This is a genomic window from Neoroseomonas terrae (assembly GCF_018129025.1).
Lineage (GTDB): Bacteria > Pseudomonadota > Alphaproteobacteria > Acetobacterales > Acetobacteraceae > Neoroseomonas > Neoroseomonas terrae.
This window is the reverse complement of sequence record NZ_JAAEDI010000040.1, coordinates 37,846-48,654: the sequence shown is the minus strand read 5'-3', so window position 1 is coordinate 48,654 and position 10,809 is coordinate 37,846. Positions and strand designations below refer to the sequence as shown.

9 protein-coding genes are annotated in these 10,809 nt (G+C 70.0%); 7 read left to right on the top strand and 2 right to left on the bottom strand.

Going from position 1 to position 10,809, the window contains the following annotated elements; genetic code table 11:
* Both GXW78_RS25960 and parE read left to right on the top strand, forming a co-directional pair.
* Positions 1–329: SH3 domain-containing protein (locus GXW78_RS25960; protein ID WP_211871822.1), on the top strand; the 329-nt coding region annotated here is incomplete at its 5' end.
* A 75-nt stretch (positions 330–404) separates the two neighbouring features.
* Complete coding sequence (parE, locus tag GXW78_RS25955) at positions 405–2,387, top strand: DNA topoisomerase IV subunit B (RefSeq protein ID WP_211871821.1); 1,983 nt, start codon at positions 405–407, stop codon at positions 2,385–2,387.
* Between the two features lie 314 nt (positions 2,388–2,701).
* Here the strand turns inward: parE and GXW78_RS25950 are convergent, their stop codons facing one another.
* Positions 2,702–3,388, bottom strand: coding sequence for an alpha/beta fold hydrolase (locus GXW78_RS25950; protein ID WP_338147851.1), 687 nt, complete (start codon positions 3,386–3,388; stop codon positions 2,702–2,704).
* A gap of 193 nt (positions 3,389–3,581) precedes the next feature.
* Between GXW78_RS25950 and GXW78_RS25945 the strand changes: the two genes are divergently transcribed.
* The 5 genes from GXW78_RS25945 to GXW78_RS25925 all read left to right on the top strand — a co-directional run bounded on the left by GXW78_RS25945 (position 3,582) and on the right by GXW78_RS25925 (position 9,691).
* On the top strand, positions 3,582–5,549 hold the full coding sequence (locus GXW78_RS25945) for a DEAD/DEAH box helicase (RefSeq protein WP_211871819.1): 1,968 nt from the start codon (positions 3,582–3,584) through the stop codon (positions 5,547–5,549).
* Between the two features lie 155 nt (positions 5,550–5,704).
* Positions 5,705–6,901, top strand: coding sequence for an acyl-CoA dehydrogenase (locus tag GXW78_RS25940; RefSeq protein ID WP_211871818.1), 1,197 nt, complete (start codon positions 5,705–5,707; stop codon positions 6,899–6,901).
* A gap of 28 nt (positions 6,902–6,929) precedes the next feature.
* Positions 6,930–7,349, top strand: a complete 420-nt coding sequence (locus tag GXW78_RS25935) for a DUF2721 domain-containing protein (protein WP_211871817.1) — start codon at positions 6,930–6,932, stop codon at positions 7,347–7,349.
* A 55-nt stretch (positions 7,350–7,404) separates the two neighbouring features.
* Positions 7,405–8,370, top strand: coding sequence for a Bug family tripartite tricarboxylate transporter substrate binding protein (locus tag GXW78_RS25930; RefSeq protein ID WP_211871816.1), 966 nt, complete (start codon positions 7,405–7,407; stop codon positions 8,368–8,370).
* A gap of 13 nt (positions 8,371–8,383) precedes the next feature.
* Positions 8,384–9,691, top strand: a complete 1,308-nt coding sequence (locus GXW78_RS25925) for a class I SAM-dependent RNA methyltransferase (RefSeq protein ID WP_211871815.1) — start codon at positions 8,384–8,386, stop codon at positions 9,689–9,691.
* Here the strand turns inward: GXW78_RS25925 and GXW78_RS25920 are convergent.
* Positions 9,664–10,704 carry a class I SAM-dependent methyltransferase gene (locus tag GXW78_RS25920; RefSeq protein ID WP_211871814.1) on the bottom strand — a complete coding sequence of 347 codons (1,041 nt, stop codon included), beginning with the start codon at positions 10,702–10,704 and terminating at the stop codon, positions 9,664–9,666. The genes GXW78_RS25925 and GXW78_RS25920 overlap by 28 nt on opposite strands.
* Positions 10,705–10,809: the final 105 nt, after the last annotated feature.

Here is a 10,809-nt window from a genome sequence, read left to right as displayed (position 1 = left end):
CCGGCGCGACCCGCCGCGTGACGGCGGCCGCGACGGTGCCGCTGCGGCTGCGGCCCGAGGCCGGCGCCCCCGAAATCGGTCGCGTCGCGGCCGGACAGACCGTGCAGGTGCGTCCGGCGCAATCCGGATTCGCGCTCGTGGAAGGCCAGGGGCAACGCGGCTATGCGCCGGCCGGCGCCTTCCAGATCGCCGAGATCGCGCCGGCGGCGGCGACTGGCGGGCCGGTGCGGCAGCTGGCGGCCACCAACATCGCACGACGCGACAATTTCGCGGAAAGCCTGGCACTGGCCCGGGATGCGGCGGTGTCGGGGTTCGAACTCGGAGCCTGATGCGGATCGAATCGCTGCCCGCGTTGTTTCCGGCGACGCGGGCCGGTATTCTCCCCGGCCGCAAGGGAACAAGACATGAACGATCTGTTCGGCCGGGGCGGCGCGCGTAAAGGCGCCGCCGGGCAGGGCGAAGGCTATTCCGCCAAGGATATTGAGGTGCTGGAGGGGCTGGAGCCCGTTCGCCGGCGCCCCGGCATGTATATCGGCGGCACAGACGAGAACGCGCTGCACCACCTCGCCGCCGAGGTCATCGACAACGCCATGGACGAGGCGGTGGCCGGCCATGCCGACCGCATCGAGGTGACGCTCGAAGCCAGCAACTGGCTGACCGTGCGCGACAACGGCCGCGGCATTCCGACCGACCCGCATCCGAAGTTCCCCAAGCTCTCGGCGCTCGAGGTCATCCTCACGACGCTGCATTCGGGGGGGAAGTTCTCCGGCAAGGCCTATGACACCTCGGGCGGCCTGCACGGCGTCGGTTCCTCGGTGGTCAATGCGCTTGCCGAGCGGCTGGAGGTTGAGGTCGCGCGCGACCGCACCCTGTTCACGCAGTCCTACGAGCGCGGCAAGCCGGTCACGAAGCTGAAGAATGCCGGATCGGTGCAGAACCGCCGCGGCACCACCATCCGCTTCAAGCCCGATCCGGAGATCTTCGGGACGCTGGAATTCAAGCCGGCGCGGCTGTTCCGCTTCTGCCGGTCGAAGGCCTATCTCTATCGCGGCGTCGAGATCCGCTGGTCCTGCGACCCGTCGCTGGTCAAGGACGACACGCCCGCCGAGGCGGTACTGCATTTCCCCGGCGGACTCACCGACTTCCTCGCGGGCGCCATCGAGGGCCAAGCAACCGTCGTGCCGGCGCCCTGGGCCGGGCTCGCGGAGTTCCCCGAAGCCGCGGGCCGTGTCGAATGGGCCGTGACGTGGGTGGAACGCGGCGAGGGCTTCCTGAACACCTATGCCAACACCATCCCGACCGGCCAGGGTGGCACGCATGAGGCCGGGTTCCGCGCGGCCCTGGTCAAGGGCCTGCGTGCCTATGGCGAGCTGAAGAAGGACAAGCGCGCCGCCACCGTCACCGCGGAGGACCTGCTCGGCGGCCTCGCCGGCATGCTGTCGGTCTTCATCCGCAACCCCCATTTCCAGGGCCAGACCAAAGACAAGCTGACCAACGTCGAGGCCGCGAAGCTGGTCGAAAACGCGCTGCGCGACCATTTCGACCATTGGCTCGCGGGCGACCCGGCGACCGCGGACAATCTGCTCGCCTTCGCGATCGAACGCGCCGAGGAACGCCTGCGTCGCCGGGCGGAGAAGGACACGCCGCGCAAATCCGCGACGCGCAAGCTGCGCCTGCCGGGCAAGCTGGCCGATTGCTCGCGGGAGAGCGCGGAAGGGACGGAACTGTTCCTGGTCGAGGGCGATTCCGCCGGCGGTTCCGCTAAACAGGCTCGCGACCGCGAGACCCAGGCCGTGCTGCCGCTGCGCGGCAAGATCCTGAACGTCGCCAGCGCGTCGACCGAGAAGCTGCGCCAGAACCAGGAGCTGAAGGACCTGATCGAGGCGCTGGGCTGCGGCGTCGGCGACCGCTTCGACATCAGGCGCCTGCGCTATGGCCGCGTCGTCATCATGACCGACGCCGATGTCGACGGCGCGCACATCGCCGCGCTGCTGATGACCTTCTTCTATAAGGAACTGCCGGAACTGGTGCGCGAGGGGCGCGTCTTCCTGGCGCAGCCGCCACTGTACCGGCTGCAGGCGGGCGGCGTGTCGGTCTATGCGATGGACGATGCCGACCGCGAGCGCGTGCTGAAGGCGCGCTTCAAGGCCAACCAGAAGGTCGAGGTCAGCCGCTTCAAGGGCCTGGGCGAGATGCCGCCGGCCTCGCTCAAGGAAACCACCATGGACCGCAAGAAGCGGACGCTGCTGCGTGTGGTCCTGCCGCCCGAAGACCGCGCCTACACCTCCGAACGCATCGACGCGCTGATGGGCCGCCGGCCGGAACTGCGCTTCCAGTTCATCCAGGAGAATGCGGCGAGTGTGGAGGCGGAGGCGCTGGACGCGTAGCCGCGCCGCCCGACACGCGGGTGGCGGCGACCCCGAAAGGGCAGCCGCCATTATGCCACCAGCGTCAGATGATGGCGCACAGGCGGCGCCGGTCTGGACGCTGATGTTGATTGTCCGAAAAGGACGATCCGCTCCGTGCGAGTTAGCGCAGTGTATATCTGCAGTCATGCATGCACGCGAACGTGACACTCAGTATAGTTCGGCGAAGTGAACCAAAAATAAGCGGCGGATCCGCAGTCGTTCCCGGCATTGACAAGCGATCCCGCCAAAACGCCGCTCGGGCATTGCCACCTGTGTATTGCAGCAGAGCGGTATCAGGCCACGAGCCAGGCCGCCAAGGTAGCGTTTACCGCCTCGGGCGTTTCCATCGTCGGCAGGTGGCCCGTACCCGCGAAATGCCGCAGCCGCGCACCGGGGATCAGCGCCGCCATCTCCGCGGCGAGCTCAGGCGGCGTGAGCACATCCGCCGCGCCGACCCCGACCAGCGTGGGCACCGCGATCTGCGAGAGGCCGGGGCGGGAATCCACGCGGTTCATGATGGCCTCCTGCTGGCGCAGGAAGGCTTCCTTGCCGACACGCTCGGCCATGGCCATCACATCGTCCGCGACGGGCCCGTCCAGCCGCGACGGGTGGATCAGGGACGGCAGTAGCCGCGGCGTCACGCCGCGGAACTGGCCCGAGCGCGACAGCGAGATCAGCCCCCGCCGGCGGCGTTTCTGCTCCTCCGTATCCGGCCGGGCGGAGGTGTCGAGCAGTGCCAGGCGCGTCACCCGCCCGGGGGCCCGACGCATGACCTCAAGCGCGACGTAACCACCCATCGACAGGCCCGCGAGGGCGAAGGGCCCCTCGAGCGACGCCAGGGCGCGTTCCGCCATGGCCTCGATGCGGTCATCCAGGGTGAGATCGGCGACGACCGGCGCCGCGATCGGGGCCAGCGCCGCGGCCTGGTCCCGCCAAAGCCGTGCGTCGCAAAGCAGGCCGGGGAGCAAAAGCAGGGGCATGGGCGTCATGTCCGGGCCTGTATCGCGGCCGGCCGGGGCAGTCCATGCGCACCGAGACGCCGAAAACCTTGATCTTCTGCATGAAGCGGCGCATATCCGGCGCGCTCGTGGATTGGCGGGCCGGACGCCGGCCCCGTTGTGCGCCCTGACGGGGCTCGGCCACCCACCGCATACCCGCTGTCGGCCCGTCGCGATGGGCCCATGGAAAAGAGCGACCTTGAACGAGCTTCCCTTTGCGACCGCCGAGGCGGTCAACGCCCCGGCACAGCCGGCCCCCACCCCCGAAGCCGGTGCCACCGTGCCCGCGCCGACGGCATCCGTGCCCGAGCAGGCTCCGGCCGAGCCCGCCACGGAGCCGTCCGCAGGCGCCACCGAGGTTCCGGTGTCCGCCGACACCCCGGAAGCCGCCGGCGAGGCGCCTGACGCCGACACCGTGGAGGCCGCCGCCGCGGCGCCGCGCGGCGAGGACCGCGACGACGACGTTCCCGAATACTCCGAGGAAGAGGACGAGCCGGCCCCGCCGCGCACGACCTTCGCCGATATCGGCCTGTCGGACGAACTCCTTCGCGCCGTCTCGGAATCGGGCTACGTCCACCCCACCCCTATCCAGGAACATGCGATCCCCTGGGTGATGATGGGCCGGGACGTCCTGGGCTGCGCCCAGACCGGCACGGGCAAGACCGCCTCCTTCGTGCTGCCGATGCTCGACATCCTGGCCGGCAGCCGGGCCAAGGCGCGCATGCCGCGCAGCCTGATCCTGGAGCCGACGCGCGAGCTGGCCCTGCAGGTCGCCGAGAATTTCGAGAAGTACGGTAAGTACCTGAAGCTCAACCACGCCCTGCTGATCGGGGGTGAGAGCATGAACGACCAGCGCGACGTGCTCGAGAAGGGCGTGGACGTGCTGATCGCGACGCCGGGCCGGCTGCTCGACCTGTTCGACCGCGGCCGCATCCTGATGGCGGATGTGAAGCTGCTGGTGATCGACGAGGCGGACCGCATGCTGGACATGGGGTTCATCCCCGATGTCGAGCGCATCGTCTCCCTGCTGCCGCAGATGCGCCAGACGCTGTTCTTCAGCGCCACCATGGCGCCCGAGATCCGGCGCCTGGCCGATGCCTTCCTGGCCAATCCGAAGGAGATCACGGTCGCACCGCCCGCCTCGGTCGCGACCACCATCACCACCGGCCTCGCCTACGTCCAGCCGCACGACAAGCGCGAGGCGCTGCGGCGCATGATCCGCACCGAGCAGGTGCAGAACGCGCTGATCTTCTGCAACAAGAAGATCGAGGTCGACATCCTCTACAAGTCGCTGAAGAAGCACCGCTTCAGCGTCGGCGCCCTGCATGGCGACATGGACCAGGCGTCCCGCTTCGCCACACTCAATGCCTTCAAGGCGGGCGAGCTCCAACTTCTCGTCTGCTCGGACGTCGCCGCCCGCGGCATCGACATCGGCGGGCTGAGCCACGTCTTCAACTTCGACGTGCCCTTCCGCGACGAGGATTACGTCCACCGTATCGGCCGCACCGGCCGCGCGGGACGCGAGGGCCACGCCTACACCATCGCGACCGCCGATGACGCAAAGAACGTCGCGGCGATCGAGAAGCTGACCGGCAAGCCCATCCCCCGGATGGCGATCGAGGGCCTGGACCCCGTGCCGGAGGAGGAGATCGAGGAAGCCCGCAACGCGCCGAAGGGCCGGGGCCGTGGGCGTTCTGCCACGCCCGCCAAGGGCCGCGGCAATGACCGCCGGGAGGTCGGCCGACGTGAATCCGGTGGCCGTCGTGACGGCGCGCCCCGCGATCGTGCCCCGCGCGAGCGGGACCGTGACGAGGCGGCCGAGGCTCGCCCCCGCCGCGATCGCGAGGAAGCCGCCGAGGCGCGGCCGCGTCGCGAGCGGGACCGCGACCGTGATCGCGACGCCCGGATCGAGCGCGAGACCGCAGAGCCGGCCCGCGGCGACCGCGAGCCGCGCCGCGAGCGCGACCGGGATCGCGACCGCGACCGCGACCGCCGCTACCGGCAGGAGGATCTCGGCCCGCCGGTGAAGGGCTTCGGCGATGTCGTCCCAGCCTTCATGCTGATCCCGCTGCCGCGCCCGCGCGCCGAAAAGCCGTCCGAGGCGCCAGCCGCCGATACGGCACCTGAGACCGAAGCGGCCTGACGGCCGCCGCCGCACCAGGACAGGGGCCGGGGGTCAGTCGACCTCCGGCCCTTTCGCTTGTCATACCGTCGCAATCCTTGCTCGGCGCGCGCCGGCCGGGCAGATAGACGCCGCGCGCTCGCCGCGCCCTGTTCAGACTGCTGAGGAACCTCGCCATGAACGTCGTCTCCAAACCCGCCCGTGCGCAATTCGTCTGGGACGACCCGCTGCTGCTGGATGAGGCGCTGACCGAGGATGAGCGCATGATCCGCGACAGCGCGCGGGACTTCTGCCAGGAGAAGCTGCTGCCGCGCGTCCAGGAAGCCTTCCGCAAGGAACACTTCCACCGCGAGATCATGAACGAATTCGGCGAGATGGGCTTCCTCGGCGCCACGCTCGACAGCCATGGCTGCGCCGGCGTCGGCTATGTCGCTTACGGGCTGATGGCGCGCGAGGTGGAGCGCGTCGATTCCGGCTACCGCTCGGCGTTCTCCGTACAGTCATCGCTGGTGATGTTCCCGATCCATGCCTTCGGATCGGACGCGCAGAAGGACAAGTTCCTGCCGAAGCTGCGCACCGGCGAATGGGTCGGCTGCTTCGGCCTGACCGAGCCCGATGCCGGCTCCGACCCGAATTCCATGCGCACGCGTGCGAAGAAGGTCGATGGCGGCTACCTGCTGTCGGGCTCCAAGACCTGGATCACCAACTCCCCGATCGCCGATGTCGCCGTGGTCTGGGCGAAGGATGATGAGGGCGTGCTGCGCGGCTTCATCCTCGAGCGCGGCATGAAGGGCCTGTCCTTCCCGAAGATCGAGGGCAAGTTCTCGCTGCGCGCCTCGGTCACCGGCATGATCATGATGGATGAGGTCTTCGTGCCGGAGGAGAACCGGCTTCCGGGCGTGAAGTCCCTCGCCGGCCCGTTCCAGTGCCTCAACCGCGCCCGCTACGGCATCGCCTGGGGCTCGATCGGCGCGGCAGAGGATTGCTGGCACCGCGCCCGCGACTACACGCTGAACCGCAAGATGTTCGGCAAGCCGCTGGCGGCGACACAGCTCATCCAGAAGAAGCTCGCGGACATGCAGACCGAGATCACCCTCGGCCTCCATGCCGTGCTGCGCGTCGGCCGCCTGTTCGATGAGCACAAGGCGGCCCCCGAGATGATCTCCCTGGTCAAGCGCAACAATTGCGGCAAGGCGCTCGACATCGCCCGCATGTCCCGCGACATGCATGGCGGCAACGGCATCGTCGACGAGTATCACGTGATCCGCCACGTCATGAACCTCGAGACGGTGAATACCTACGAGGGAACGCATGACGTTCACGCGCTGATCCTCGGGCGCGCCCAGACCGGCCTCAACGCCTTCGGCGGCTGAAGCACCATCGGCGGCGGGCGACGGCGTCATGCTGACGGGGCACGATCTTCTGTCGATCGAGCGTGCCCTTCAGCTGGCGATCGCCCCCGCCTTCCTGCTGTCCGGCGTCTTCTCGCTCCTGACGCTGCTGACCGCCCGGCTGAACCGTCTGGCCGAGATCCGCGACGAGATGGAGCGCGCCGGCAGTGCCCCACCCGCGCAGCGCCGGCAGATCAAGCGGCGGGCTCGGCTGATCTACAACGCCATTGCCTGTGCCATCGTCACCGCCGTGCTGCTCTGCCTCCTGGTGATCGCCGGCTTCCTGGAGCCGCTCGCCGGCGTCACGGCCGGGCTGCATGTCGCCAGCCTCCTGGTGGCGGCCATGCTGATGCTGACCGCGTCCGTCACGTTCTTCCTCTGCGAGGTGCTGGTGAGCCGCCATGGCTTGCGGCTCTACGCGGACGACTGACGCCTGTTGCTGCAACGCAGCACAGCCCGTACATGCCGGCGGTCAGGAGATTGTCATGATCGCTCGCCGCTGCTTCGGCGCTGCCGCCCTCTCGGCGCTCGCCCTCCCTGCCCTTGCGCAGACCGCCTGGCCGCGCCGGCCGGTACGCATGCTGGTCGGCTTCGCGCCGGGTGGCTTCGCCGACATCGTGGCCCGCGCGATAGCGGAACAGTATAGCCAGAGCCTCGCCGTCAACGTCGTGGTGGAAAATCGCTCCGGCGCCTCGGGCACGCTCGCGACGGATGTCGTCGCCAAGGCGCCGCCTGACGGTTCGGTGCTGCTTCTTGGCCATTCGACGCCGAATGCGGTCGCCGCGGCACTGTTCAGCAACCTGCCCTATGACCCGCTGAACGACCTGACGCCGATCGCGCAGATCGCAGTGCATCCGCACCTTCTCGTCGTCCCCGCCGCCTCCCCCTACCGCACGACCGCCGCGCTGATCGACGCCGCGCGGGCGCGTCCGGGCAGCATCTCCTATGCCTCCTCCGGAATCGGATCGGTGCACCACGTCGCCTGCGCGACGCTTGCGCAGAAGGCAGGCGTCGAGCTGGTGCACGTCCCCTATCGCGGCAGCGCGCCGGCCATGGCGGACCTGCTGGCTGCCCGCGTGGACATGACGATCGACGGTGTCAGCGCCGTCGCCGGCCCCATCGGCGAAGGCACGCTGCGCCCGCTCGCCGCCGGGACGCTGGCGCGCATCGACCGCTGGCCCGACATGCCGACGCTTCAGGAACAGGGCTATGGCGAGATCGACGCCATGAGCTGGGTCGGGGTCTTCGGCCCGCCGGGCCTCCCGCCGGGGCTGGTCCAGGCCGCTGTGGCGGCGACCGACCAGGCGATGGCGTCGGCGACCATGCGGCGCGTGCTGGATGGCGCCAGCACCATTCCCGCCACCCGCCGCTCGGCGGAATTCCGCGACTTCGTGGCGCTCGAGATCTCGCGCTACAAGGCAGTGCTGGGAAACAGCCAAATCGCCCTGTGATCGGGACACCCACATGACGGACATCGCTGAACTGGCGGTCACCGCCGTCGGTTCCGGCGGCGACGGCATCGCACCGCTGCCCGGCGGGGGCACCGCCTTCGTCCCCGGCGCCCTGCCGGGCGAGCAGGTCCGGGCGGAGCTCGGCCCGCGACGGCGCGACGGCGTGCCCGCGCGGCTCGTTGAGATCCTGCGGCCCGCCCCCGACCGGGTCGTGCCGCCCTGCCCGCATTTCGCCGAAGGCTGCGGCGGCTGTGCCGTGCAGCATTGGGCGCCGGCCGCCCAGGCGGGCTGGAAGCACGACCGCCTGCGCGAGGCCCTGTCGCGGGGCGGCTTCCCCGACGCCGCCGTGGCGGACACGGTCAGCACGCCGCCCGGCCGCCGCCGACGCGCCGATTTCGCGGTCCGGCGCGGCCCCGACGGCATCCGGCTCGGCTTTCACCGGGCCGGCAGCGGCGAGGTGCTGGACATCAGGGAATGCCTGGTGGTGGACCCGCGCCTCGCCGCGCTGATCGCGCCGTTGCGGGAGATGCTGCGTCGCCTCGGTGCGCTGCGGCGCGACGGTTCGGCGGTCGTGAACCTGCTGGACACCGGGCCGGACGTGCTGCTGCGCACGGACGGCCCGCTCTCCCCGACCGAACGGGTCGCCCTCGCCGCCTTCGCGCAGGAGGCAGGCATCCCGCGCATCGCCTGGGCGCTGAAGGACGGTGCGGCTGAGATCGCGGCGCAGACAGGGCCGGTAGCCATCACCCTGTCCGGCGCAGCCCTCGCCCCGGCCCCCGGCGCCTTCCTGCAAGCGAGCCCGGATGGCGAGGCCGCCATCATCGCCGCGGTGCTCGCCGCCCTGCCGGCGAAGCTTGCCGGGCGCGGGCGGATCGCGGACCTCCATGCCGGGCTCGGCACCCTCTCCCTCCCGCTTGCCACGCGCGGCCGGGTCGCGGCCTTCGAGGGGGATGCGGCGGCCGTTTCCGCCCTGGCCGCCGCTGCCGGCCGGGCCGGCGTGCCGCTCAGCGCCACCCGTCGCGACCTGGCCCGCCAGCCCCTGACCGTCGCCGAGTTGGCCCCCTTCGCCGCGGTGGTGCTGGACCCGCCCCATGCCGGGGCGGCGGAGCAGGTGGCGCTGCTGGCGCGCAGCGCGGTGCCGCTCGTCATCTACGTCTCCTGCAACCCGGCGGCGCTATCGCGCGATGCGCGGGCCTTCGCTCAGGCCGGCTGGACGCTGGCCGCTGCGACGCCGATCGACCAGTTCGTCCACTCGGCACAGCTCGAAGCCGTGGTCGCCTTCGCGCGGGCGCCTCAGCGGGGATCCGTGCGCGACAGATAGAGCGTCGTGACCCGCCGGCGGCCGAGCAGTTCCGCGATCGAACAGGCCTTGGCACGGGAATCCCCGTCCACGAAGCGCAGCGGGAAGCGCGCCTCCAGGGAGGCGAGCACCGCTGCCGGATCGGCGCAGCGCGTCGCGTCGAAGTCGAGAAGGATACGCAGCCCTGGGCTGCGGTCCAGCAGGCCGCCCATCCCGGCCACCACGCGCTCGACCCGCGTCGCCACACCGATGCGCATGAAGTCGACGCTGCCGGGCTCGATATCCTCCAGCGGCTTGGCCGGCGTGGTGAATTGCGGGCGGGGGCCCTCGGTGCTGAAGGCGGTCGCGAAAGGACCATTGGCCGGGCCAATCAGCAGGGCCGGCATGCTGATCGATTCATGTGCCGCCTCGGCTGCGGCGATGCGCTTCGCAGTGATGATACCGCCCAGCCCGTTCACGATAATGTTGCGACGAAGCAACCAGTTGAGCCACGGGTTCGCCTCGAGCGCCACCACGCGGCCCTCGGTGCCGACGAGGTCGGCCAGCACGAGGCTCCAATAGCCGTAGATGGCGCCAACGTCGTAGGCGGTCTCGCCGCGGGAGACATTCCGGCAGACGAACTCCGTGACCCAGTACTGCCAGTACCCGTCGAGCAGCAGATGCGGCGCGATGCCCGCATCCGCGGCATCGGTGAACATCTTGAAGCGGCCGAGCGCGCGGCACAGCACGGAACCGTCGGGCAGCGGCACGGTCTGAGTGCGGTCGCGGATCAACGCCTCGATCTCGCGGCGATTGCCGGTGCGCAGCAATTCCTCGAGCGTCGCGACGTCTCGTCGGCCGACCTCTGCCCTGACAGCTTCGACCGCGGCGCGAAGAACGGCAAGTTCGCCACGCATGCGGAACAGTTCCTCATGCGTGCCGTGAACAGCAACGCGACTCTGGCGCGGGGCGGTGGCGAACAGCCAGGATAGGAAGCGGGGCACGAGGCCCCCTCGGGACGTCTCGAACGGCTCGGGCGGATTATCCTTTGGCACCGGTATTCCTTGGACCCTGTTCACACGCGATCTGCCCCGTCTACAAAATTACACTGCTGGAGCCCGCTGGCAACCCATGGCTGCAAGATCGGACCCCTTGCGCCG

Coding starts and splice junctions, on each gene's coding strand:
- parE (WP_211871821.1), top strand. CDS start 405: ATGAACGATCTGTTCGGCCGGGGCGGCGCGCGTAAAGGCGCCGCCGGG.
- GXW78_RS25950 (WP_338147851.1), bottom strand. CDS start 3,388: ATGCCCCTGCTTTTGCTCCCCGGCCTGCTTTGCGACGCACGGCTTTGG.
- GXW78_RS25945 (WP_211871819.1), top strand. CDS start 3,582: ATGGGCCCATGGAAAAGAGCGACCTTGAACGAGCTTCCCTTTGCGACC.
- GXW78_RS25940 (WP_211871818.1), top strand. CDS start 5,705: ATGAACGTCGTCTCCAAACCCGCCCGTGCGCAATTCGTCTGGGACGAC.
- GXW78_RS25935 (WP_211871817.1), top strand. CDS start 6,930: ATGCTGACGGGGCACGATCTTCTGTCGATCGAGCGTGCCCTTCAGCTG.
- GXW78_RS25930 (WP_211871816.1), top strand. CDS start 7,405: ATGATCGCTCGCCGCTGCTTCGGCGCTGCCGCCCTCTCGGCGCTCGCC.
- GXW78_RS25925 (WP_211871815.1), top strand. CDS start 8,384: ATGACGGACATCGCTGAACTGGCGGTCACCGCCGTCGGTTCCGGCGGC.